The 25,086-nt window shown below is 59.4% G+C and carries 24 protein-coding genes; 2 read left to right on the forward strand and 22 right to left on the reverse strand.

Going from position 1 to position 25,086, the window contains the following annotated elements; genetic code table 11:
* Positions 1-423: electron transfer flavoprotein subunit beta/FixA family protein (locus tag JQ845_RS13220; RefSeq protein WP_203009134.1), on the reverse strand; the 423-nt coding region annotated here is incomplete at its 3' end.
* A gap of 617 nt (positions 424-1,040) precedes the next feature.
* Between JQ845_RS13220 and JQ845_RS13225 the strand changes: the two genes are divergently transcribed.
* Entirely contained in the window at positions 1,041-2,705 is a 1,665-nt protein-coding gene (locus JQ845_RS13225; protein WP_003442427.1) for an electron transfer flavoprotein-ubiquinone oxidoreductase, read from the forward strand.
* A gap of 612 nt (positions 2,706-3,317) precedes the next feature.
* Here the strand turns inward: JQ845_RS13225 and JQ845_RS13230 are convergent.
* A complete protein-coding gene (locus JQ845_RS13230; protein ID WP_003442430.1) occupies positions 3,318-4,211 on the reverse strand; it encodes an AraC family transcriptional regulator in 894 nt (297 codons plus the stop codon).
* A 179-nt stretch (positions 4,212-4,390) separates the two neighbouring features.
* On the opposite strand from JQ845_RS13230, the gene calA reads away from it, so the two are divergent.
* The gene (calA, locus tag JQ845_RS13235) at positions 4,391-5,443 is read left to right on the forward strand and encodes a vanillin reductase (RefSeq protein ID WP_003442432.1); all 1,053 of its coding nucleotides are present in this window, start codon (positions 4,391-4,393) and stop codon (positions 5,441-5,443) included.
* 70 nt (positions 5,444-5,513) lie between these two features.
* On the opposite strand, the gene JQ845_RS13240 is transcribed toward calA, so the two are convergent.
* The 20 genes from JQ845_RS13240 to acpP all read right to left on the reverse strand — a co-directional run bounded on the left by JQ845_RS13240 (position 5,514) and on the right by acpP (position 24,909).
* Positions 5,514-6,305, reverse strand: coding sequence for an IclR family transcriptional regulator (locus tag JQ845_RS13240; RefSeq protein WP_003442435.1), 792 nt, complete (start codon positions 6,303-6,305; stop codon positions 5,514-5,516).
* Between the two features lie 97 nt (positions 6,306-6,402).
* The gene (locus tag JQ845_RS13245) at positions 6,403-7,713 is read right to left on the reverse strand and encodes an MFS transporter (RefSeq protein WP_003442438.1); all 1,311 of its coding nucleotides are present in this window, start codon (positions 7,711-7,713) and stop codon (positions 6,403-6,405) included.
* Positions 7,714-7,821: 108 nt separating this feature from the next.
* Entirely contained in the window at positions 7,822-8,970 is a 1,149-nt protein-coding gene (dgoD, locus tag JQ845_RS13250; protein ID WP_003442443.1) for a galactonate dehydratase, read from the reverse strand.
* A 38-nt stretch (positions 8,971-9,008) separates the two neighbouring features.
* Entirely contained in the window at positions 9,009-9,638 is a 630-nt protein-coding gene (locus JQ845_RS13255; protein WP_003442445.1) for a 2-dehydro-3-deoxy-6-phosphogalactonate aldolase, read from the reverse strand.
* A gap of 1 nt (position 9,639) precedes the next feature.
* On the reverse strand, positions 9,640-10,629 hold the full coding sequence (locus tag JQ845_RS13260; protein WP_203009135.1) for a 2-dehydro-3-deoxygalactonokinase: 990 nt from the start codon (positions 10,627-10,629) through the stop codon (positions 9,640-9,642).
* 244 nt (positions 10,630-10,873) lie between these two features.
* On the reverse strand, positions 10,874-11,440 hold the full coding sequence (locus JQ845_RS13265) for a DUF1285 domain-containing protein (RefSeq protein ID WP_003442449.1): 567 nt from the start codon (positions 11,438-11,440) through the stop codon (positions 10,874-10,876).
* Positions 11,441-11,455: 15 nt separating this feature from the next.
* Positions 11,456-12,061 (reverse strand): DUF4823 domain-containing protein, encoded by a 606-nt coding sequence (locus JQ845_RS13270; RefSeq protein WP_003442451.1) that lies wholly within the window; start codon positions 12,059-12,061, stop codon positions 11,456-11,458.
* 113 nt (positions 12,062-12,174) lie between these two features.
* Positions 12,175-13,143: an L-arabinose ABC transporter permease AraH gene (gene araH / locus JQ845_RS13275; protein WP_203009136.1), complete on the reverse strand. Its 969-nt coding sequence runs from the start codon at positions 13,141-13,143 to the stop codon at positions 12,175-12,177.
* Between the two features lie 25 nt (positions 13,144-13,168).
* Positions 13,169-14,701: an L-arabinose ABC transporter ATP-binding protein AraG gene (araG, locus tag JQ845_RS13280; protein ID WP_203009137.1), complete on the reverse strand. Its 1,533-nt coding sequence runs from the start codon at positions 14,699-14,701 to the stop codon at positions 13,169-13,171.
* 12 nt (positions 14,702-14,713) lie between these two features.
* Complete coding sequence (locus JQ845_RS13285; RefSeq protein ID WP_010655797.1) at positions 14,714-15,718, reverse strand: substrate-binding domain-containing protein; 1,005 nt, start codon at positions 15,716-15,718, stop codon at positions 14,714-14,716.
* Positions 15,719-15,778: 60 nt separating this feature from the next.
* Positions 15,779-16,597, reverse strand: a complete 819-nt coding sequence (locus JQ845_RS13290) for an SDR family oxidoreductase (RefSeq protein ID WP_203009138.1) — start codon at positions 16,595-16,597, stop codon at positions 15,779-15,781.
* Between the two features lie 297 nt (positions 16,598-16,894).
* Complete coding sequence (locus JQ845_RS13295) at positions 16,895-17,863, reverse strand: GTP 3',8-cyclase MoaA (RefSeq protein WP_060781734.1); 969 nt, start codon at positions 17,861-17,863, stop codon at positions 16,895-16,897.
* Positions 17,864-17,958: 95 nt separating this feature from the next.
* Positions 17,959-18,600, reverse strand: a complete 642-nt coding sequence (locus tag JQ845_RS13300; RefSeq protein ID WP_003442473.1) for a TetR/AcrR family transcriptional regulator — start codon at positions 18,598-18,600, stop codon at positions 17,959-17,961.
* 357 nt (positions 18,601-18,957) lie between these two features.
* Positions 18,958-19,743: a TatD family hydrolase gene (locus JQ845_RS13305; protein ID WP_203009139.1), complete on the reverse strand. Its 786-nt coding sequence runs from the start codon at positions 19,741-19,743 to the stop codon at positions 18,958-18,960.
* 32 nt (positions 19,744-19,775) lie between these two features.
* Positions 19,776-20,762, reverse strand: a complete 987-nt coding sequence (locus tag JQ845_RS13310) for a DNA polymerase III subunit delta' (protein ID WP_160626956.1) — start codon at positions 20,760-20,762, stop codon at positions 19,776-19,778.
* A complete protein-coding gene (tmk, locus tag JQ845_RS13315; RefSeq protein ID WP_003442480.1) occupies positions 20,755-21,387 on the reverse strand; it encodes a dTMP kinase in 633 nt (210 codons plus the stop codon). Before tmk ends, JQ845_RS13310 begins: the two co-directional genes overlap by 8 nt.
* 22 nt (positions 21,388-21,409) lie before the next feature.
* The gene (gene mltG / locus JQ845_RS13320; RefSeq protein ID WP_203009140.1) at positions 21,410-22,495 is read right to left on the reverse strand and encodes an endolytic transglycosylase MltG; all 1,086 of its coding nucleotides are present in this window, start codon (positions 22,493-22,495) and stop codon (positions 21,410-21,412) included.
* A 3-nt stretch (positions 22,496-22,498) separates the two neighbouring features.
* The gene (gene pabC / locus JQ845_RS13325) at positions 22,499-23,317 is read right to left on the reverse strand and encodes an aminodeoxychorismate lyase (RefSeq protein ID WP_010655792.1); all 819 of its coding nucleotides are present in this window, start codon (positions 23,315-23,317) and stop codon (positions 22,499-22,501) included.
* Complete coding sequence (gene fabF, locus JQ845_RS13330; RefSeq protein WP_010655791.1) at positions 23,317-24,561, reverse strand: beta-ketoacyl-ACP synthase II; 1,245 nt, start codon at positions 24,559-24,561, stop codon at positions 23,317-23,319. The genes pabC and fabF overlap by 1 nt, the downstream gene beginning before the upstream one ends.
* Positions 24,562-24,672: 111 nt before the next feature.
* On the reverse strand, positions 24,673-24,909 hold the full coding sequence (gene acpP, locus JQ845_RS13335; RefSeq protein WP_003442511.1) for an acyl carrier protein: 237 nt from the start codon (positions 24,907-24,909) through the stop codon (positions 24,673-24,675).
* Between the last annotated feature and the right edge of the window lie 177 nt (positions 24,910-25,086).

Genomic DNA, 25,086 nt, shown 5'->3' on the forward strand with positions numbered 1-25,086 from the left:
GGTGCCCTGACCGTAGCCGGTCAACGCAGCCAGCATCTGGCCGGTCTGGTTGTTGTCGCTGTCGATGGCCTGTTTGCCCAGGATCACCAGTTGCGGCTGTTCCTTGTCGACCACGGCCTTGAGCAACTTGGCCACGGCCAGCGAGGTCAGGTCTTCGGCAGATTCGACGAGGATGGCGCGATCGGCACCCAGAGCCAGCGCGGTACGCAGCTGTTCCTGAGCCGTGGTCGGGCCGATGGAGACGACGACGATTTCAGTCGCAACGCCTTTCTCTTTCAGGCGTACGGCTTCTTCCACAGCGATTTCGCAGAAGGGGTTCATCGACATCTTGACGTTGGCGAGGTCAACGCCGGAGTTGTCCGCTTTGACGCGAACCTTGACGTTGTAATCGACCACTCGTTTGACAGCTACAAGAACCTTCATGGATTCCTCGTTACTCTCCGGTGAAAAGAAAGTCGCCTAGGCGAACCTGGCGGTTGATGCTCATCGCATAGGTTCTGCTGAAGCTTCGTTGTGGCCACGACGATAGTTCACAACGAAGCGTCAACAGACCCTGGGGCACCTCCAAAGATCGTTGCTGTGCCCTTCTTATAGAAAGAATGACGAGCGCCAAATTCTTCCCTTGCGAGCGTCTCTGCGGGGTGACTAGCAAGTCATCCACCAAAAGGACGTGTAAACTCCGCTCAAAAAATGGCAGGCTCCTACAGGCTCGTGCCTGGCCCTGTCTTTAGAGGTGCTCTTGAAACCAATAATCAGCCTACGGCGAGCGCAAAACCGACCGTATCTTGACCGGAACGCCTTTTGCGGTCAATACAGCAAATCCGCCACTTTTGAGCCGTGCTTCTTTGATTTGTCTGGCCTGCAGCAGATTCAAACAAACGTTTGTATTGGACCCTGCTAGTGGTGTAGATATAATGCCGCCCCTAGAGAGAGCGGCGCGTCATCCATTGCTTCTTCCGCACGCGGCGCAGGGAATAATGGATGAAGTGCCAAACCTCCAATTAGAAAAATACCGTTGAGCCTTGAGTAGGAGAGAACCTGTGGAACGCGAATACATGGAATTCGACGTGGTCATCGTCGGCGCCGGCCCTGCCGGTTTGTCCGCCGCCTGCCGTTTAAAGCAGAAGGCCGCCGAAGCCGGTAAAGAAATAAGCGTCTGCGTGGTTGAAAAAGGCTCCGAAGTCGGTGCTCACATTCTGTCCGGTGCTGTGTTCGAACCCCGTGCCCTGAACGAATTGTTCCCGGACTGGAAAGAACTGGGTGCTCCTCTCAACACCGCGGTCACCCGCGACGATATTTATGTACTGCGCAGTGACAGCACCGCAACCAAGGTGCCTGACCTGTTTGTGCCTAAAACCATGCACAACGAAGGCAACTACATTATTTCCCTGGGCAACCTGTGCCGCTGGATGGCACAACAAGCCGAGAACCTGGGTGTGGAAATCTACCCGGGCTTCGCTGCCCAGGAAGTCCTGTTCGATGAGAACAACGTAGTTCGCGGGATTATCACCGGTGACCTGGGTGTTGACCGTGAAGGCAACCCGAAAGAAGGCCTGTACACCCCCGGCATGGAACTGCGCGGCAAGTACACCCTGTTCGCGGAAGGCTGCCGCGGCCACCTGGGCAAGCAACTGATCGAGCGCTACAAGCTCGACAGCGAAGCCGATACCCAGCACTACGGCATCGGCCTCAAGGAAATCTGGGAAATCGACCCGGCCAAGCACCAGCCAGGCCTGGTGGTTCACACTGCCGGCTGGCCGCTGGACATTATCAGCAGCGAAAACACCGGGGGTTCGTTCCTGTACCACCTGGAAAACAACCAGGTAGTGGTGGGTCTGATCGTAGACCTGTCCTACAGCAACACCTTCCTGTCGCCGTTCGATGAGTTCCAGCGCCTCAAGCATCACCCGGTACTCAAGCAGTATCTGGAAGGCGGCAAGCGCATCAGCTACGGCGCCCGCGCCATCTGCAAGGGCGGCCTGAACTCGCTGCCAAAAATGGTCTTTGACGGTGGCGCACTGATTGGTTGCGATCTGGGCACCCTGAACTTCTCCAAGATCAAGGGCAGCCACACCGCAATGAAGTCCGGCATGCTCGCAGCCGAGGCGGTGGCTGACTCCCTGCTCGGTGGCTCCGAGGGCGGTGATGCACTCAACACTTATGTTGAAGCCTTCAAAGCCAGCTGGTTGTTCGACGAACTGTTCGCCAGCCGTAACTTTGGCCCGGCACTGCACAAGTTCGGCCCTATTGTGGGGGGTGGTTTCAACTGGCTCGACCAGAACATCTTCGGCGGCAAACTGCCGTTTACCCTGCACGACACCAAGCCGGACTATGCCTGCCTGAAGCTGGCCAAAGACTGCAAGCAGATCGCATACCCGAAACCGGACGGCAAACTCAGCTTCGACAAACTCAGCTCGGTGTTTATCTCCAGCACCAACCATGAGGAAGAGCAGCCGTGCCACCTCAAGTTGCGCGATGCGAGCATTCCGATCAACGTCAACCTGCCGCTCTACGACGAGCCTGCCCAGCGTTACTGCCCGGCCGGGGTGTATGAAGTGATCACCCAGGAAAGCGGCGAGAAGCGTTTTCAGATCAACGCGCAAAACTGTGTGCACTGTAAAACCTGCGACATCAAAGACCCGTCGCAGAACATCACCTGGGTCACCCCGGAAGGTGGCGGCGGCCCGACTTACCCGAACATGTAAGTCGTTTATCGCCCACTAAAAAGGCTCCCCCGGGAGCCTTTTTAGTGGGCGATAAACAGCAAAAACCCTGCAGGAGCGAGCTTTGAAGGCGCTGAAGAGCTCGCGAGACAAGCTCGCTCCTACAGAGGAATGTGCAGATGCGCTTTAGCTCCCCACATCTTCATGCCCGCTCGACCACCTGCAACACCACACAAATCAAAATCGACGCCCCCCCCCCTGTAGGAGCGAGCTTGTCTCGCGAGCTTTGAAGGCGTGGAAGAGCTCGCGAGACAAGCTCGCTCCTACAGAGGAATGTGCAGATGCGCTTTAGCTCCCCACATCTTCATGCCCGCTCGACCACCTGCAACACCACACAAATCAAAATCGACACCCCCCCCCCTGTAGGAGCGAGCTTGTCTCGCGAGCTTTGAAGGCGCTGAAGAGCTCGCGAGACAAGCTCGCTCCTACAGAGGAATGTGCAGATGCGCTTTAGCTTCCCGCATCTTCATGCCCGCTCGACACCTGCAGCACCATACAAATCAAAACCGACACAACAGCTTGTCTCGCGAGCTTTGAAGGCGTGGAAGAGCTCGCGAGCAAGCTCGCTCCTACAGAGGAATATGCAGTTGCGCGTCAGCAGCCCGCGCCTTCATGCCCCGGGCTGCGCTCGAAGTAGCGTTTGTACTCGCGACTGAACTGCGAGGTGCTTTGATAGCCAACCCTCTCTGCTACCTGTGCCACTCCCAGCCCTTCGCTCAGCAGCAACTGCTGGGCCCGCAACAGGCGCAGGCGTTTGAGGTACTGCACCGGCGACAGCAAGGTACTGCGCTTGAAATGCTCATGAAAGGTGGACGCGCTCATATTGGCGCAGCGGGCCAGCGTCTCGACATTCAACGGTTCGGCAAAGTGCTCGTGCAAGTGGCTCAGCGAGGCGGCCACCCGGGCGAATTGCCCCTGTTGCTCGACCAGCGCCCGCAACACTCCGGCCTGGGGACCGCGCAAGGCGGCAAACAGCACCTCGCGCAATCGCGCACGACCCATGATCCGGCACTCAAGCGGGTCATGCAGACACCGCAACAAGCGCTCCACAGCCTGGCGCATTTCCTCATCCAGCACTGCCGAGGTCATGGACTCCGGAGTCTGCGCCACCGAACTGCGCTCAGGGTCCAGGCCCATGGCCAGCACCAGTTCGCCCAATACCGCACGATCAATACTGATCGCCACCCCCAGCAATGGCATGTCCTCGGAGGCGAAGGTTTCACACTCGAAAGGCACCGACAGCGCCTGTACCAGGTAGTGGCCGGCACCGTACTCCAGGGTGCGTTGCCCCAGATAGGCCAACTTACTGCCTTGGGCGATCACCATTAGACTAGGCTCATAGATCTGCGGCATCCGGGCCACGGTATTACACGCCGAGACCACCCTCACCTCAGGCATCAAGGTATGGACAAAACCCAGCCGGGTCGCCAGAGGCTTGATAAGCGATACCAGCACGGCGTTCTCATCGCGGTGACGAGTCAGAAACATGAAATAAGTTCACAAGAGGAATAGACAGCCGCATCTTCGCAGAACTGGTCATTAAAGCGACAGTTCATCCGCGTCGCCGGAGGAATAGGCATGACAGACGGAGGAATCGTCATAGTCCTGCAAGATTTGTAAGCGCAAAATTGCCCCCTGTTCACCGTTAACGCTTTTCGAGGTTCCCCATGTACAACGCCATCGGTTATGCCACACAGACACCTACCGCTCCCCTGACCCCCATGAAGTTCACCCGCCGCGATCCACGGCCGGATGATGTGGCCATCGAAATCCTGTATTGCGGTGTTTGTCACTCCGACATTCACCAGGCACGCAACGACTGGGGCTTTGCTGTTTACCCGGTAATGCCGGGCCATGAAATTGTCGGCAAAGTTACGGCTGTAGGCGACAAGGTCACCAAACACAAGGTCGGCGATCTGGTCGGCGTGGGCTGCATGGTTGATTCGTGCCGCGAGTGTTCAGCGTGCAAAGAAGACCTGGAACAATACTGCCTTGAAGGCGCGACCATGACCTACTGTACCCCCGATCGGGTGGATGGCAGCAACACCATGGGCGGCTACTCCGACAGCATCGTGGTCAGCGAACACTTCGTGGTGCGCATCCCGGAAAAACTCGACCTGGCCAGCGCGGCCCCACTGTTGTGCGCCGGCATCACCACCTATTCGCCGCTGCAGCACTACGGTGTCGAAGCTGGCGATAAAGTCGGCATTCTGGGCATGGGCGGCCTGGGCCACATGGGCATCAAGTTCGCCAAAGCCATGGGCGCCGAAGTCACCCTGTTCACCCGTTCTGAAGCCAAGGCTGCAGAGGCCTACCGTCAAGGTGCCGACCACGTGATCGTGTCCACCGACCCGCAGCAGATGAAAGCGGCGGCTGACAGCTTCGACTTCCTGCTGGACACCATTCCGGTGCCACACGATCTGAACCCGTACCTGGAAACACTGCGCTTTGACGGGGTACACATTCTGGTCGGTCTGATCGAACCTGTTGAGCCAGCCTTGAATGCGTTCAACCTGGTGTTCAAGCGCCGCGTACTGGCCGGCTCCCTGATCGGCGGCATTGCTGAAACCCAGGAAATGCTCGATTTCAGTGCCGAACACGGCATCACCTGCGACATCGAAATGCTCGATATCAAAAACATCAACGAAGCCTTTGAACGCGTGGTTAAAGGCGACGTGAAATACCGTTTCGTGATCGACATGAAAACCCTGAAGGCTTAAGACTCACCTTCTGTCTGTAGAAAACCGGCTTGCCATCGCTGGCAAGCCGGTTGCTGCAGTGGGGATCGGGTCAGCCGACAGCCCCGAGCTCCGCCGATATCTGCTGCGCGGCCTGGGTAACGACCGGGATCAAGCCGGTCATTTTCTCCAGTGACATATACGGCACGGTGCTGGCGATACTGATGGCAGCCACGATTTTGCGGCTGGCATCGCGTATCGGTGCAGCTACACAACGGATCGAAGGCTCGTTGTCTTCCAGGTCAAACGCATAGCCCCCCGCCACATAACTGCGCATGCGCTGTTCAAACTGTTCCCACGACACTTCCTGATGTTCCGGCCACAACGGGTTTTTGCCATCGGCAGGATGGCTGGCTTCGTACAGGCGTCGCCACTCTCCCAACGGCGCATCCAGCAACATCGCCTTGCCGATCCCGGTACGTGCCAGTGGCATGCGGTGCCCTACCCGCGAACGCATCTCCGGGCCATTGCGCCCCGGATTTTTATGCAGGTACAGCACCTCGTCGCCTTCGCGCACCGCCAAATGGATGGTATCGCCGGTCAGCAACGACAACTCATCCAGGTACGGCCCGGCCAGCGTCACCAGCGGCACCTCTTCCCGCGCCTGAAACCCCAGTTCGATCAACTTGGGCCCGAGCAGATAACCCACTTGCGGCAACACCCGCAGGTAACGCTCGTCCACCAGGCAACTGGCCAGGCGATGGGTCGTGCTGCGCGTCGTGCCAATCGCCCGGGCGATGTCTTTGAGGTCGCGCGCACCATTGGCCACGGCGTGTACCACCGCCAGACCGCGAAGTAGGGTTTGCGTGCCGGTGGGTGCAACTTTCGGGGAGTCGTCCTGCATAGCCAGCCTTTGCTTTAAGGAGAAGAACCGGGCGGCATTATGGTCGCCCGGTTGTCTGACGGCTAGGGTCCGTTGAGGTTTGCCTGTGGCCCCGCCCCTACAGTTCGATCCGCTCGACTTTGCCTACCAGCAGGATGTAGGACAGCGCACCCAGCAACGCCAGCACCGAAATGTAGGTGATGGCCGGGGCAAACGAGTCGCCGGTGGCCAGAAAACCGATCACGATCGGGGTGGTGATGGCCGACAGGTTGCCGATGAAATTGAACACCCCGCCGGTCAGTCCCAGCAGGCGGGCCGGGGCCAGGGTCGAAACCAGCGACCAGGTAATCGATGCCAGGCCGTTACCGAAAAACGCCAGCGCCAGAAACGCAATCACCAGCGGCGTCGAGTCGACAAAGTTGGCCCCGATGATTGACGTTGAAATCAGCAGCCCGCCAATGATCGGCAGCTTGCGGGCAAAGCCCACGGAGTAGCCGCGACGAATCAGCCAGTCGGAGAAGAACCCTGAACACAGCACGCCCACAAACGCTGCCAGAAACGGCAAGGAAGCCAGCAAGCCGGACTTGATAAAGTCCATGCCGCGATATTTCACCAGGTAAGTGGGAAACCAGGTCAGGAAAAACCACAGCGTCGAGTTCAGGCAAAACTGCCCCAGATAAATCCCCCACAGCTTGCGCTTGCTGAGCACGATGCCCAGGTCCAGCCAACTGAACGGTGCCTTGCGCTTGGCGGTCTGGCTCTGGATATCCACCAGCCCGCCACCCTCACTGATCAGCTCGATCTCAGCCTGATTGACACCCTTGAAATCCCGCGGCTCGCGGTACACCGCGTACCAGATCACGGCCCAGATAATCCCCACCACACCGGTGCTGACAAACACCATGTGCCAACCCCACTGATGCTGCAGCCAGGCCAGTACCGGAGTCAGGAACGCCAGCCCGACAAACTGCCCCGAGGTGTAGAAGCCGATGGCCGTGGCGCGCTCGCGCTCGGGGAACCAGGTGGTCACCACCCGGCTGTTGATCGGATACGCCGGCGCTTCCAGGGCGCCCACCGCCATGCGCAATACAAACAGTGCGATAAAACTGGCAGCGAAACCGAGCATCACCGTGGCCACCGACCACAGCAGCAGCGCCACGCTGTACAGGATGCGCGGCGGCACCCGGTCTACCAGCCAGCCACCGGGGATTTGCATGGCCGCATAGGTCCAGCCGAAGGCCGAAAAAATCAGCCCGACATGTACCGGATCCAGCCCCAGATCGGTGGTCAGTGCCGGCGCGGCAATCGACAGGTTGCTGCGGTCCAGATAGTTGATCACCACGGTAATGAACAGCAGGACCATGATGAAAAAACGCTTGCGGCTCGGCGTCACCAAAGACGCAGGCGCGACAGTGCTTGAAGATGACATGGGCATGCCTCTTTTTTATGGTTATTGAGGTCGTTTCAAATACAGGGTCCGACACCCCTGTGGGAGCTGGCTTGCCAGCTCCCACAGGTATTGCATCAGATCAGGGACTTACCACTCGGCAAAGCTGCCATCGGCATGGCGCCAGATCGGGTTGCGCCAGCGGTGGCCAACCAGCGCGCGCTCGCGCACGTATTCTTCGTTGATCTCGATACCCAGGCCCGGCCCATTGGGGATTTTGACGAAGCCTTTGTCGTAGTCGAACACCGCCGGATCCTTGACGTAATCCAGCAGGTCGTTGCTTTCGTTGTAGTGGATGCCCAGGCTTTGCTCCTGGATAAACGCGTTGTAGCAAACCGCATCCAGCTGCAGGCACGCGGCCAGCGCAATCGGCCCCAGCGGGCAGTGCAAGGCCAGCGCTACATCGTAGGCTTCCGCCATGTTGGCGATTTTGCGGGTTTCGGTAATGCCGCCGGCGTGGGAAGCATCGGGCTGAATGATGTCGACATAGCCTTCACTGAGCACGCGCTTGAAGTCCCAGCGCGAGAACAGCCGCTCGCCCAGGGCAATCGGGGTGCTGGTCAACGGCGCCAGCTCTTTGAGGGCCTCGTAGTTTTCGCTGAGCACCGGCTCTTCGATAAACATCAGTTTGTACGGGTCCAGTTCCTTCATCAGCACCTTGGCCATGGGCTTGTGCACCCGGCCATGGAAGTCCACGCCGATCCCCACGTTAGGGCCCACGGCATCCCGCACCGCGGCCACGTTGGCCAGCGCCAGATCGACCTTTTCAAAGCTGTCGACAAACTGCAGCTCTTCGGTGCCGTTCATCTTTATCGCCGTAAAGCCGCGGCTGACCGCTTCTTTGGCGGCCCTGGCCGTGTCGGCCGGACGGTCGCCGCCGATCCACGAATACACACGGATCTTGTCCCGCACCTGGCCGCCCAGCAGGTCGCTGACCGACACCCCCAGCGCCTTGCCCTTGATGTCCCACAGCGCCTGGTCGATACCGGCCAGTGCGCTCATGTGCACCGCGCCGCCACGGTAAAAACCGCCGCGATAGAGCACGGTCCAGATGTCTTCGATATTGCGCGGGTCTTTGCCGATCAGGTAATCCGACAATTCATCCACCGCAGTCGCCACGGTGTGGGCCCGGCCTTCGACTACGGGCTCGCCCCAGCCGGTGACGCCTTCGTCGGTCTCGATTTTCAGGAACAGCCAGCGCGGCGGGACCAGATAGGTAGTCAGTTTGGTAATTTTCATCGTCTTGTCTCTCTTGTTCGATGGGGCGCAAGCGCCTTTCAGTCAGCCTTGCGCCGGGCATTCCAGGCCTGCACATAAGCTTTGGCGGTAACCGCCACGTCCTCGGCACTCATGCCGGGCTTGAACAGCCCCGAACCCAGCCCGAAACCGGACACCCCGGCATCAAGGAATACCTGCATGTTGTCCGGGGTAATCCCGCCGACCGGGATCAGCAAAGTTCCTGCAGGCAACACCGCCAGCCAGGCCTTGACCACGGCCGGGCCCATTTGCTCGGCCGGGAACATTTTCAGTACATCGGCACCTTCGGCCAGTGCAGCAAAGGCTTCGGTCGGTGTCGCGACTCCCGGTGACAGGTACAGACCGGCCGCCTTGGCCGCACGCAACACTTGCGGGTCACTGTGGGGCATCACAATCACCTGCCCGCCCGCCGCCTTGACCAGCTCGACCTGGGCCGGGGTCAGCACCGTGCCGGCACCGACCAGGCAGTCGGCAGGCAGGGTACTGCGCAAAATGCGGATGCTTTCGTACGGCTCGGGGGAATTAAGTGGCACTTCGAGGGTACGAAAACCCGCGTCATACAGCACCTTGCCGATGGCCTGCGCCTCTTGTGGACGCAGCCCACGAAGAATGGCGATCAGTCCGTTTTTTGCCAGTGCTTGCTTGAGCATCTCAGCCCTCCAGTTGCGTGTGACGGAGTAACCCGGCGGCTTGGGCCAGGTGCCATAAACCTTGCTCGGTGGCCTGTTCAGCCAGGCGCACATCCGCGAACCCGCAGGCGGCCAGGGCCCGCTGGTAGCGTTCACAGAGTCGGGAATTGCCAATCAGGATGATCGCGGGCATCGGCGCTGCGCCTCGGCGCTCACGTACTGCGCCGCCCAACGCTGACAGCTCGTGGCCAATCAACAGGCCGGACACATAGTCGGGTTGCTGGGTGGGGCTCAACTGCCCGGTCAGCCCCAGAGTACGGGCGCTGAACAGGGTCGACAGCGGCCCGAGCCGGCCGTCGGGTGACAAGGCCACCTGCACGCCGCGATCAAAGGCTGCTGGATCAAACTGCTCGGAGCGCTGTTGGGTGCGCCCCAGAATTGTGTGTTCACAGACGGCGGCGTAAAGCTCGCCGGTCATGAAGGTATCGAAGTGCACAAGATTGCCGTCCTGCACCTGCACCCATTTGGAGTGGCTGCCGGGCAAGCCGATCAAGCAGTCGTTGAGTTGCGGGAAACTTTGCACTACCCCCAGCACCTGGGTTTCTTCGCCGCGCATCACATTGGGCAAGGCTGAACGCTGGATGACACCCGGCACGATATGCAGGTCGACACCGCGCACGCTGCGTACCCTCTGCAAGGCCGTGCCCAGGGCATTGAGGCTGGCCGGGGTTTCCCGGTAAGGCGCTTCGCGCCAGCCCTGGGCACTGCCGACCATGCCACAGGCAATCACCGGCACTCCCGGGTTGGCATCCAGCCAGTCGCCGCAGGCATCGTCGAACGCCAGCTCAAAGCCGTCAGCGCACCACTGGCCTGCGACCAGTCGGGCAGTGCCGGGCAACTGCATGATGCCGCAGGCCAGGGTGCGCACTTTCAGCACCTGGCCGGTGGATCCGAGTAAATACGCACGAAGGGAAGTTGTCCCCCAATCGAGGGCGATCAATTGCGCCTGCATCGCTTCACCTGTTTTGTTTTTAGCAGTGAATGCTGTGAATCAGTGCAGGCGACTATAAACCTTGGGGCGGCCAAATCTCAATATATAAATTGCACTCCCATATATAGGGATAACAATGTATCCGTAAAACCCTTGTGGGAGCCGGCTTGCCGGCGATGCAACAGTGCGCAGGTCTGGTTCACCGCGCACAGGCAATCGCCGGCAAGCCGGCTCCCACAGGTTGTTACAGGTGTGGCGCAGGGATTCAGACCGGCTCGGGGCCTATAGGGAAGAACACGCCGCTGCTCCAGACCCCCAGCCAGCTCTGGCCGTCGATGGGCCGGGCAACCGCCAGCTCGATCAGTTGGTAGAACACATTGCGGTGGATCAGCGCTTCAAGGTTGCGCCGCACCAGCAGGTAGGGCGCGGGTTCCTGGGTGTCGGGGTCAATCACGATGCGCAGCGGATGTTCGCTGCCGGCGGTGATCTGTTCTTCAACATTGGTGGTAAAGCGCAGTACCTGCTGCTCGCCCTGCCCTTGAACCTCAAGCGTGACCGCCACAAACGGCGCGTCATCGACCTTGATTCCGACCTTTTCCACCGGGGTGATCAGGAAATAATCATCGCCGTCGCGGCGAATGATGGTCGAGAACAGTTTGACCATGGGCTTGCGGCCAATCGGCGTGCCCATGTAGTACCAGGTGCCGTCACGGGCGATACGCATGTCGATATCACCGCAGAATGCCGTATCCCATAGATGAACCGGAGGCAGGCCTTTGTCGGCTTTGGGAATTTGCGCCAACAGGTTACTGACGTCTACCGGCTCACTCATGCTGCTCTCCTGGTCTTATTGGTCGCTCAAGCCTATCAAGCTGCGCGCGTACTTGGCGAGTGGCGGCCCGATCAGGTCCGCCGGCTTTTGCTCATGGAACGTCAGCAAGCCGCCACGGCTGCGAATGGTCGCGGTATCGATCAGGTACTGGGTGCTGGTCTCGATCAACATCACCTGGATCACGCCGCCATCAACCCCCAGGCGGCTGATTTCTTCCTGATCCAGCCATTCGTCACTGTTGCCGATACGGTCGTCGGCCCGTGCAAAGCGAGTGTAGAGCAAGTAATGCGCTCCATAGCCACGGGCTTCAGTCATGGCCTGGTCAAGCCCCAGCGGCGCTTTGGCGCGGCGCACCATTGGGAAGTATTCGATAAAGCCGTTATAGGCTTCTTCAGCCACCACATTGGGCCGTACATAAGGATCGCCTACGGGGGCGAATGGCCCCTGGGCAATGTAGATATAGGAGTCCGGCTGGATGCGCAGTGAATTGCTGCGCCGGGTATTGCTGTGATCGAGCAGACCGGCGTCGCTCATTTGATAACGTGCGCCCTCCCCCAGATCGCTGACCGTCATACAGCCACCCAGCGCCAGCGCCGACAGCACCACAAACAGACTACGCATCCTGATCTCCCGATGGCCGGTGACAGAAAACCGGCGAATAGTCGCGTAATGCAGTTTGCGCGCCAGTTTGCTGCATGCCATGGCGCAAAACCTGTGGCAGCCGGTATTCAGAGTCAGCGCTGCTTCAAGCGGTCGATCACCACCGCCAGCAACAGGATCGAACCGCGAATCACGTACTGGTAGAACGTGTCGATGTTCTTCAGGTTCATCGCATTCTCGATAATCGCCAGAATCAGCACCCCGGCGATCACATGCCGGATCATCCCCACCCCGCCGCTCAACGACACCCCGCCCAGTACACAGGCCGAGATCACGGTCAGCTCGAAGCCCTGCCCGATCATGGGCTGGCCCGAGGTCATGCGCGAAGCCAGGATCACCCCGGCCAGCGCGCCAATCAGCCCGTGTACGGCGAAGATGATGATTTTGGTGCGGTCGACATTGACCCCGGCCAGCATCGCCGCTTCCTGATTGCCGCCTATGGCCATGGTGTTGCGGCCATAGGTGGTGTAGTTGAGCAGCCAGCCAAAGAACAGGAAGCAGACGATGGTGATCAGGATCGGCACCGGCACGCCGAACACCTGGCCGTTACCAAAGACGTAAAACGCTTCCTGGGACACCCCCACCGCCTTGCCATTGGCAAAGATATACGCCAGTCCGCGCACGATCTGCATGGTGGCCAGGGTGGTGATCAGCGCGTTGACCCGCAACTTGGCGATAACGATGCCGTTGATCAGACCGACAATCAGGCCCATGCCCAGCGCCGCGCAGACACCCAGGAACACACTGTCGGTGTCACGCATGACCACCGCGGCAACGACTCCGGAGCAGGCAATCACCGATCCCACGGACAGATCGAAATGCCCCGACGCCAGGCAATAGAGCATGGTGCAGGCAGCAATCCCGGTGGTGGAGATGGCCAGGCCCAGGCCGCGCATGTTGAGCGGCGACAGGAAGTTGTCGATCAGCAAGGTGCAGAGGAGGAAAATCGCAAACGCTGCCAGCAACATGACCCAATCGTCGAGGAAGCGGCGCATGTCGAGTTTTTTACGGGGTGTCGCCAGTGTCGAATCTTGGGTTGTCATACAAACCTCTCAGTGGGTCACGCCGTTAGCCGCGCTGGCGGGGCAAGGCCATTTGCAACAGGTTCGATTCATTGGCCTGGGCTCTTGGCAGCTCACCGCTGACCACGCCTTCGCACAAAACCAGAATGCGGTCGCTGATCCCCAGCACTTCCATCAGGTCGCTGGACACCACTATCACCGCAATTCCGCTGGCGGCCAGACGATGGATGATCTGGTAGATCTCGGCCTTGGCGCCGATATCGATGCCCCGGGTCGGCTCGTCAAGCAGCAGCACTTTCATCGGCATCGACAGCCAGCGCCCGAGAATGGCTTTTTGCTGATTGCCGCCGGACAGGAACATGATTTTCTGCGACGCCGTCGGAGTCTTCACATTCAGGGCATGGATCTGCCGGTCGGCGTTGTCGCGCTCCCATACCCCGCGCAACAGGCAACCCAGGGTGGAATGGGCGCCGCGGGCACTGATGTTGATGTTCTCCGCGACGCTGGCCAAAGGAATGATGCCTTCCTTTTTCCGATCCTCCGGGCACAGCAGCACCCCGGCAGCAATCGCATCCCGGGGCGAGCGCAGCTTGAGCGCAACGCCTTGCAGTTCTACCTGACCGCCACTGTGACGGGCCAGCCCGCCGAGCAGGCGCAACAGCTCGGTACGCCCGGCGCCCACCAGCCCGAACAGGCCGAGAATCTCGCCCTTGCGCACTGCAAAACTCACCGGCTCGCGCAACCCCGGCCCGAGCAGGCGGTCGACCTTGAGCACCACTTCGCCACACTCACGGGGGCGGTAGTCATAGATGTCCTGAATGTCACGGCCGACCATGCAGGTCACCAGCTGGTCGTGGCTCAGCTCGCTCATCTGCTCGAAGGTGCGAACATAGCGGCCATCCTTGAACACCGTGACCGCGTTGCAGATGCGGAATACTTCTTCCATGCGGTGGGACACGTAGAGCACCACTTTGCCCTCATCCCGCAGGCGCCCGATGATGGTCATCAGGCGGTCGATTTCCCGCGCCGAGAGGCTGCTGGTGGGCTCATCGAAGGCAATGACATGAGCCCCGCGGGACAGCGCCTTGGCGATTTCCACCAGTTGCCGCTGGCCCAGGGACAAGCGGGCAACCTTCTCTTGCGGATCGATTTCATCGGCCAGCCCCTTGAGCAACTGCAGGGCCTGGTGCCGCAATTCGCCGCGCTTGATCAGACCAAAGCGCGCCGGCAGATGGCCGAGAAACAGGTTCTCGGCCACGCTCATTTCCGGTACCAGATGCAGCTCCTGATGGATCACGGCGACCCGGTTGGCGATGCTTTCAGCGGTGGATCTGAAGACCAGCGACTGCTCGCCGATCTGCAGGTTGCCGCTGCTTGGCGCGTAGGCACCGCCAAGGATTTTCAGCAGGGTGGATTTACCGGCACCGTTCTCGCCCATCAGTGCATGCACCTGGCCGGGATGGGCGACAAAGCTGATATTGGCCAGCACCTGGACCCCGGGGAAATGCTTGCCGATGCCGTTGAAGCGCAGGCTGTCGGTATTGCTTGTCAGTGCTTGAGTGGCTAATGGCTGCGGCATAGTGACCTCGACTCAATTCCACAAACCGATCTTGGTCAGCTCTTCCTGGAAGTTGTCCCGGGTGATCAGCGTTACTTCGTCCATGGCGGTGTACAGAGGCGGCTCTTTGCCTTCGGTGATCCACTCAAACATCATGGTTGCGGTCTTGTAGCCTTCGATATGCGGGCTCGGCAGCATGGAGCCGTAGAAACCGCTGTTGGCCTTTTTCAGTTCGCCAATGGCGTCGGTACCGTTGATGCCGATCCCGATGACGTTGGCGGCGGCGAAACCGGCGCTTTCCGTGGCCCGTACCCCGCCGAGCACGGTGCTGTCGTTCATGCCGCCAATAATCAGGTTTTTCGCGCCGCCGGGCAGTTTGACCAGTGCCGAGTTGGTGGCATCCATGCTGCCGGGGACATCGAGGGTTTTAAGCGCCGAGTACAGGATATGATCATCGGCAAGGCCCGCGTCCTTGAGGGATTTGACCGAGCCGTCGGTGCGTTTCTTACCGGTGTCCAGTTCATTGAAGGTGTTGATTACGGCGTAGGTGTCGTTCCAGTCCCAGTTGCGTTTTTTTGCTTCGGCGACCATCGCATTGCCCTGTTTCTGGCCGACTTCGAAGGCTGCCATTCCCAGGTACGGCACCTCTTCCATAAACTTGCCGTTGGCATCGACAAAGCGGTCATCGACAGCGATGACTTTCAAACCGTTGGCCTTGGCCTTGGCCATGATCGCCGGGCCCAGACCGACATCCGGCGGGCAGATGACAAAGCCCTGGGCGCCGTTGGCTGCCAGGCTGTCGATGGCCGACAGGGTCTTCTCACCATCCGGCACAGCAATTTTGATCAGCTCGAAGCCTTTGTCCTTGGCGGCCTTTTCTGCGAACACCCATTCGGTCTGGAACCAGGGTTCTTCCGCCTGTTTGACCAGAAAACCGATCTTTACCGGATCGCCAGCCAGCAAGGCACTGCTCAGACTCAATGCGCTGGCCGCCAGGGCCGCGCAGCACAGGGTACGAATGAAGGGACGACGGTACATGGCAAACTCCTTGTTGTTATTTTTGAGGTGTTTGAAAGCCTGACAGGTCCGGATGCGGGATCAGTCGTGGTAAAGCACCGAGCGCCCGCCATCGATGGTGATGCAGGAGGCGTTGATGAACGGCGCCTCATCGCTGGCCAGGAATACAGCCGTCATTGCCACTTCCAGCGGCTGGCCGATACGCCGCGGCGGATGCAGATCAAGGGCGCGCTGGCGCTCGGCATGGGGGTCGGCGAAACCGTTCCAGTAATCGACGTTCAACTGGGTCTCGATGTAACCGGGGGCGATGGCATTGACGCGGATGCCTTTGGCGGCGTACTCGATGCCCAGCGCACGGGTGAGCCCCAGCAGGCCATGCTTGGCCACGGGGTACGGAAAGCAGCCCGGAATAATGTGGCTCGAATGGGTGGAGGCAATGTTGATGATGCTGCCGATGCCCTGCGCAATCATTTGCGGCAATACCGCCTTGCAGCCATACCAGGCGCCGTCCAGATCGATGGCGAAACAGCGACGCCAGTCTTCCTCGGTCATTTCCAACGGATCGCGGAACACGTTGACCCCGGCGCAATTGACCAACACATCGACCCGGCCATGCAGTTCCATGGCCAGCGCGACCATGGCATACAGGTCGGCCTGGCAGGACACATCGGCCTTGATGGCCTGCACGTCGCCCCCTTGCTCACGCCAACGGGCTGCGACTTTCTCGACCTTCTCGGCCTGGATATCGCTGATGACCATTTTCGCCTGTTGCGAGACGAAGCTGGCAACGATGGCCTCGCCGATACCCTGAGCGGCGCCGGTCAGTAGCACCACCTTGTTTTTAAGGCGCTCGCCACGGGGCGGCTCGACTGCCGGCGGCAGTGAAAGGGCTTCAGCCATGGATCAGGACTCCAAAATGAAAGCACGACGAAAACCGGACATCTGTCGATGGCCGGCCGAGAAATCTGTGGAATGGGGGAGTCGCACGGGCGCGCAGGGGAATCCTGGGATATCTGGGCATCACTTCACCTGTTTTATTTTTTTAGTGTGAGTGCGTGGAGCTGCTGCCGACTATAAACCCGGAAACGGAAAAGTCTCAATATATAATTTTGCATCCCATATACAGGGATCAGATGTAAAAGCTGGCTCACGGGCCGGTCAAGGGCTCGCTCCTGCGGGCATTGATACGCAGGGGGCTTAGCCGCCGATGATTTTCATCACAGTGGCGCCGCCCGAGAAGGCAACGTCCTGCTTGTCGCCCAGGGCTTTCATCAACAAGCTTTGCAAGGCTGGCAGGGCCTGGTGGCGGGGTTTGTTCAGGAGGTCGCCGACATAGTGGCGATTGCTCGACGAAAGACAGCCATGCAGCCAGCCCGTGGACGACAGCCGTAACCGCGAGCAGGTACGGCAGAACGGGACGCTTTCGTTGGCGATCACACCGAAGTGACCGAACCCCGGGATCTGGTAGCGCACCGCCGTGGCATCCACCGGTGCATCGGCCTGCAGGTATTCATAGCGCTCGCCAATCAGCGACAACAGTTGTTGCAGGCTGACGAACTGTTGCAGGAAGGCGTTGCCATCACTGGCCAGATGCCCCATGCGCATCAGTTCGATAAAGCGCAGCTCATAGCCGCGCTCAAGGCAGTACTCCAGCAGCGGCATGACCTGATCCAGGTTCTGCCCGCGCAACGGCACCATGTTGACCTTGATTTTCATCCCCGCGGCGCTGGCCTGTTGCATGCCGTCGAGGACGGTCGGCAGATCGCCGCCCCGGGCAATGGTGCGAAACGCAACAGGATCAAGGGTATCGAGGGATACGTTGAGGCGGCGAATACCGGCATCCACCAGCAGCGGCAATTTTCGCGCAAGCAGTTGGCCGTTGGTGGTCAGGCTGATATCACCCAGGCCCAACTGGCCAACTTCACGCATAAAGGTTTCGAGCTTGGGACTGACCAGCGGTTCGCCGCCGGTAATACGCAAGCGCTCGATGCCTGCGGCTTCGATCAGGTAGGCCACCCCGCGCACCATGGCCTCGGCCGACAGTTCATCCTGCGCTGCGACCAGTCGCTTGCCGTTGGGCACGCAGTAGGTACAGGCGTAGTTGCAGGCAGAGGTCAGACTGATACGCAAATTGCGAAAACGTCTGCCTTGGCGATCAACAATCATGGATGACTCCGGCACGGGGAATATAGAGCGCGCCAAAACTTGACTTAGAAATCAAGTTTTGGCAAGACCCAGATCCAAGTATATGCCTTGCAGCCTTACTCGACAGCCGGGGTGTCCGTATCACGCTTGCGCTTGTTGCCCATGCGCACGCCGATGTCCATCAGGAACTGGAAGAACCCTTCCTGGTCTTCCAGCACGTTGCTCCAGAACGGCGAGTGGTACAGCGCTACAGCGCCGTGCACCAGCGCCCAGGCCGCGCAATAGTGGAAGTAAGGTGGCACGTCTTCGAGCTTGCCTTCGCTGATGCGACCCTTGATCAGCAGGGTCAGGCGTTCGAAGTTGGAAGCACGGATCTTGTGCAGCTCTTCAACCAGTTCAGGCACCTGATTACCTTTGACGACCTTTTCTTCGAGGCGGTCAAACAAGCGGTAGCGCTGGGGATCACGCATGCGAAATTCAAAGTAGGCGCGCGACAGCGCCTCTTTGTCTTTATCAACGTCAGCGGATTGCAGCAATTCATTCAAATCGCGCTCGTAGTCGAGCATCAGGCGCAAATAGATCTCGGCCTTGGACTTGAAGTGCTTGTAAATCGTGCCTTTGCCGATACCTACGGCATCAGCAATCATCTCGACGGTGACGCTGTCTTCACCAAGTTCGAGGAACAGCTTGAGCGCGGTATCGAGAATTTCTTGCTCGCGGCGACGAAACTCACGGACCTTACGGGGTTCTTTGTGCATAAGAAAAGGTCTGTTCGGGTCAAAATCGAAGCGGAGTATTATGCATTAGTCACGCTAAATTGCACGGACCATCCTGCGTATAGACGTTTACCGAGAATTTCATATAAACACTATGAGCACTCAAACGAATCACGCGTATTCCAAATCTGTTTAAAAAATGACCAACAGAGACTGGACGTTCAACAAAGCTGACCAATACTTAAGGAGTCGGCGCAGCATCCCCCCCAAGTGTTTCGCCGATCAAGGCGACAATGGAATGTAGGCCTTTGTTTTACTCCTAATGGTCTTAACCCGGATTCCCCAGAGTCCGGGTTTTTTTTTGCCACTCACCCACTCGCTCCCGCAAGGCGTTGGGGGCTAGCCCTGAACCCGGGCCAGGGGGAACAGGCGCTTGAAGTTTTCGGTGGTCTGCTCGGCAAAACGCTCGTAGGACTCGCCGCGCAACATGGCCAGAAATTCGGCGACTTCGCGCACGTATTGCGGCAGGTTCGGCTTGCCACGATAGGGAATCGGCGCCAGATACGGCGAGTCGGTCTCAACCAGCAGGCGATCCGCCGGGACTTTGCTGGCCACATCGCGCAGGGCGTCGGCATTACGGAAGGTGACAATGCCCGACAACGAAATGTAATAGCCCATGTCCAGCGCAGCCTTGGCCATGTCCCAGTCTTCGGTGAAGCAATGCAACACGCCGGCATTGGGCAGCGCCGCTTCACGCAGCATGGCCAGGGTATCGGCGCGAGCTCCACGGGTATGGATCACCACAGGTTTGCCGGTCTGCTGCGCCGCCTCCAGGTGAACCCGAAACGACAGTTGCTGTAACTCGGCGGCTTCCGGCTCGTAGTGATAGTCCAGACCCGTCTCGCCAATGGCCACCACCCGCGGGTGATTCAACTCGTTCAGCAACCAGTCCAGCGCTGGCGCGGCCCCTGGCTGAACATCCAGCGGGTGGACACCCACCGAGCAATCGACATCGGCATAGCGATCCGCCAGGGCTTTGACATCGCCCGCATTGTCGGCACTCACGCCAATGCACAGAAAGTGCCCGACACCGCGCTGGCGTGCCGCTGCAAGGGCGGCGTCCAGCGAACCGTCATGGGCACTCAGATCAAGGCGATCGAGGTGGCAATGGGAATCTACGAGCATACAAAAATCACCTGTTTCACAATTCAATCAAATCAGCGCTGGCCGGGCAGACCCGCCCACTGCACCAAGAGTGCCTCAAGCAACAACACCCGGTTGAGGTTGGCTTTGCTCAGCACTTTTTGCCGTTGGGCGAGAATCCAGTCCTGAATATTCAGGACTTTGTCCTGCGGGGTTTTCTGCGCCAGGTACTGCAGTACTTTGCGCATGTCTTCCAGACCAAGACCGGACTCGTCCTGGGTCAACTGATAACGCAGGATCAAACTCGACCAGTCGCAAAACCAGTCAAACAGCAGCAGCAATGGTATGGCATTCCAGCTTTCCGCCAGTTGCGTCGCTGACAGCTCGCGCTTCAACAGTTTTTTTACCCCGGCCACTACCGCAGCCCGCTGTTCACGCACACCCTGGGCCTGCAGCTTGACCGCGGCCAGGGGCGAGCCCGCTGCCAGCGTCAGCAATTCAGCCCGCTCTTCGCTGCTGCACTCGGGCAATGCCCCGGCCAGCCACTCCAGGCTCAGGGCCTCACCCGGCAGTGGGCAGGCTTGTTGCACACAACGACTGCGGATGGTCGGCAGCAGGCGACTGGACTGGTGGCTGACCAACAACAAAATGGTATTGCCGGACGGTTCTTCAAGGCTTTTGAGCAGGGCGTTGGCAGCGTTGATGTTCATCGATTCAACCGGCTCGACCAGCACCACCTTGCGCCCGCCCAGCTGCGCGGTTTGCACCACAAAGCTGACCAGATCCCGTACCTGGTCAACCTTGATCGCCTTGTCGGCTTCTTCGGGTTCCAGGATGTAGTTGTCGGGATGACTGCCCGCAGCCAGTAACGAGCAGGACTTGCACGCCCCGCAGGCCTCCAGCCCGACCGGCTGCTTGCACAACAGGCTGGCCATCAGGCGTTCGGCCAGCGCGCGCTTGCCGATGCCCGCCGGCCCGTGCAACAGATAGGCGTGAGCATGCTGGGCACGCCCGGCCATTTGCTGCCACAGGCCGTCCTGCCACGGATAAGCCTCAGCCACGGTGCAGTTCCAGCAGTTCTGGCAACAAGGCATCCAGCTGCACTTGTACGTTTTCCAGTGACTGGGCGGCATCCACCAGACGATAACGCCCGGGCTCAGCCCCGGCACGCTTGAGGTAGGTGCTGCGCACCGCATCAAAGAATGTCCGGCCTTCCTGCTCGAAGCGGTCAAGCCGCCCACGGGCGCTGGCCCGGGCCATGCCGACTTCAATCGGCAGATCAAACACCAGGGTCAGGTCCGGGCGCAATGAACCTTGCACGAAGGTTTCAAGGCTGGCGATACGCTCTTGCGACAAACCGCGGCCGCCACCTTGATAGGCATAAGTGGCGTCGGTGAAACGATCGCACAACACCACGGCGCCACGGGCCAGTGCCGGACGAATCACCTCGGCCAGATGCTGGGCACGGGCGGCAAACACCAGCAGCAGCTCGGTGTCGGCGCACATGGCTTCATCGCTGGGTGCCAGCAACAGCTCGCGAATTCGCTCGGCCAATGGCGTGCCGCCGGGCTCGCGGGTCAGAACCACGTCGATACCGGCGCTGCGCAGGCGCTCGGCCAGGTATTCGCGATTGGTGCTTTTGCCCGCGCCTTCGGGGCCTTCCAGGGTAATAAACAAGCCAGTCACAGGCAGCAATCCTTAATCAATGTCATTGCGGGCTTTGCGGCTCGGCCGCAGGGCTCACCGGCTCCGCTGCCGGGGTCGGCGCCGGACTTGAACGGTAGTCGGCACGACGCTTGATCTGGAACTCGCGCACGGCATTGTTGTGCGCATCCAGATCATCGGAAAAGGTGTGGCTGCCATCGCCCTTGGCAACAAAATACAGGCTGCTGCCACTGACCGGGTGCAAGGCGGCATGAATCGCTTCACGCCCGACCATGGCAATCGGTGTCGGCGGTAAACCCGCAATGGTGTAGGTGTTGTACGGCGTGGGTTCACGCAGATGGCTACGGGTGAGCTTACCGTTGTAGCGCTCGCCCAGCCCGTAGATCACGGTGGGATCGGTTTGCAGCGGCATACCGATTTTCATGCGGCGCACGAATACCCCGGCAATCTGCCCGCGTTCCTGGGGCACACCGGTTTCTTTCTCTACCAGAGAGGCCATGATCAGCGCCTGGTAAGGGTCGGCATAGGGTACGTCCGGGTCTCGTTGCTCCCATTCTTGGGCCAGCACTTTCTCCAGACGGTTGTAGGATTTTTCGAGCAATTGAGCGTCAGTCATGCCCCGCACGAAGCGATAGGTGTCCGGAAAGAACCGGCCTTCCGGGAATTCTCCGGGATGACCGAGTTTGGCCATGACTTCGCTGTCGCTCAAACCGTCCAGGGTCTGCTCGATTTTTTCGTGTTTTGCCAGGGCGCTGCGTACCTGGCGGAAGTTCCAGCCTTCGACCAGGGTCAAGCTGTACTGCACCACTTCACCACGCTTCCACAGGCCAATCAGGTCCTGGGCGCTCATGCCGGGAGTCATGCGGTACTCACCGCTGTGCAGGGGCTGGCCCTCGAGATTGAAGCGCCAGTACAGGCGTAGCCAGAAAGCGTCATCCAGCGTGCCATCGGCCTCTAGCCGATTGAAGGTGCCGGTCGGCGTGGCGCCAGCCGGTACGTCGAGCAGTTGCTCTTGTGTCAGGTTAAGCGGTTGTTCCAGCGCCGAGTTGAGCTTCCAGGCGCTAGCGCCCAGCAACAATCCCGCCAGCACCAGACCTGTCTCCAGCAGCACCAAGAATTTACGTTTCACGAATCAAACATCCAATAGGGTGCGAGCAATGCCTTGCAGTTTACGGGTGAGCGGCCCCACCGGCCAGCTCAGCTCTGCAAACCCGCGAACAGGCCAGATGCCATATACGCTGTTGCAGAGAAAGAGTTCATCGGCCTGCTGCAATTGCTTCAGGCTGATGTCAGAAACATGACAAGGGATGCCCAGCTGTCCGGCCTCGGCCAGTAGCGCTGCGCGCATCACGCCGGCCACACCGCAACGCTGCAGGTCGGGGGTGAGCAAGGCACCGTCGCGGACCAGAAACAGATTGCTGAACACGCCTTCGATGATCCGGCCCGAGGTGTCACGCATCAAGCCCTCGGCGTAGGCCGGGTCTTGCCATTCAGAACGGGCGATCACCTGTTCCAGGCGATTAAGGTGCTTGAGCCCCGCCAACAGCGGCTGCTCGGCCAGACGGGTGGCGCAGTCAAACAGCTGGATGCCCTGCTCGGCATGGGCCTGCGGGTAAGTAGCAGCCGGACCGGCTTGAAGAATTCTTCGAGGTTGCGCCTCGGGGTTGGCGCTGTAACCGCGCAGACTGTCGCCACGGGTCAGGATGAGCTTGAGAACGCCCTCCCCCATGGCCTGCGCATACGCCAGCAATTCGCTGCGGATCAATGCCTGATCCGCAACAATCGCCAGTCGGGTACAACCGAGTGCCAGACGCTGCAAGTGCAGGTCCAGCAGCTGCGGTTTGCCGGCCTTGACGGCAATGGTCTCGAACAGACCATCACCGTAGGCCAGCCCACGGTCTTTAAGCGACGCCAAGGCGTTCGCTGGCTGGCCGTCGACCCAGCTTTGCATCAGTCGGTGAACCGGCGGAACACCAACGAGCCGTTGGTGCCGCCAAAACCGAATGAGTTGGACAGCACTACATCGATCGGCATTTCCCGCGCCTTGTGCGGCACGAAGTCGAGGTCGCAGCCTTCATCCGGCTCATCGAGGTTGATGGTCGGCGGAGCTATCTGGCTGTTGATCGCCAGCACGCTGAAGATTGCCTCTACCGCGCCTGCAGCACCCAGCAAGTGACCGGTCATGGATTTGGTCGAGCTCACCGCCAGGTTGTAGGCGTGCTCGCCAAACACCGACTTGATCGCCGACACTTCCGCCAGGTCACCCGCAGGCGTCGACGTGCCATGGGCGTTGATGTACTGCACTTGATCGCCGTTAATTCTGGCGTCGCGCAAGGCGTTGGTGATGCAGCGTGCAGCGCCCGCACCGTCAGCCGGAGGCGAGGTCATGTGATAAGCATCACCGCTCATGCCAAAACCTATCAGTTCGGCATAGATGGTCGCACCACGGGCCTTGGCATGCTCAAGCTCTTCAAGCACCAGCGCACCGGCACCATCAGAAAGCACAAAACCGTCACGGCCTTTGTCCCAGGGACGGCTGGCACGCGTCGGGTCGTCGTTACGGGTCGACAACGCACGCGAGGCACCAAAGCCGCCCATGCCCAGACCGCACGCGGCCATCTCGGCGCCGCCGGCAATCATTACGTCGGCTTCGCCGTAAGCAATGTTGCGTGCCGCCATGCCGATGCAGTGCGTACCCGTGGTACAGGCTGTGGCAATGGCGTAGTTCGGACCCTGCGTACCCAGGTGGATAGACAGAAAGCCGGAAATCATATTGATGATCGAGCCAGGCACGAAAAACGGAGAGATCCGTCGCGGGCCTTGCTCATGCAGGGTACGGCTGGTTTCTTCGATATTGGTCAGACCACCAATACCGGAGCCCATTGCTACACCGATGCGCTCACGATTGGCATCTGTGACTTCAAGGCCGGAATTACGCACAGCTTGAAATCCGGCTGCCAATCCGTATTGAATAAACAGGTCAAGTTTTCGGGACTCTTTGACGGAGAGGTAATCCTCAACGTTAAAACCCTGTACCGAGCCGCCAAAACGGGTGGAATAGGCAGAAAGATCCGTGTGTTCGATCAGACCAATGCCACTTCGGCCTGCCAGAATGCCTTGCCAGGAGCTTGGTACATCTGCACCCAGCGGCGACAACATCCCCATACCGGTGACTACGACGCGTCTACGCGACACAGCACTCTCCTTTATTCTATTGACGACACTTTGCATCACACCTAAAGAAAAAACCGCACGCCAGAGCGGCAGTGCGGTTTTTCCATAACAGCGAGCAACGATTACAAGCAATTAAGCCTGGTGGTTAGTCACGTAATCGATAGCAGCTTGTACGGTCGTGATCTTTTCAGCTTCTTCGTCAGGAATTTCAGTCTCGAATTCCTCTTCAAGAGCCATCACAAGCTCAACGGTGTCAAGGGAGTCGGCACCCAGGTCTTCAACGAAGGAAGCAGTGTTTACTACTTCTTCTTCTTTAACGCCCAGTTGCTCGGCTACGATTTTCTTGACGCGCTCTTCGATGGTGCTCATACCTTGTTTTCACTCCTAATGGACAAATTCAGGCAGCTGGCCAGCGGGCAAGTGTATCGAAAGACTTTTCAGTTTTTCAACTGAAAGCTTTGCACTCATCCCTCAACGGCCCTCTGCCTATAAATAGATTGCAGCTTTATAACGGATTTTAGACAGCTCGTATGACATTTTTTTGAA

Origin of the sequence: Pseudomonas paraversuta, from assembly GCF_904063065.1 — a bacterium.
Taxonomy (GTDB): domain Bacteria; phylum Pseudomonadota; class Gammaproteobacteria; order Pseudomonadales; family Pseudomonadaceae; genus Aquipseudomonas; species Aquipseudomonas paraversuta.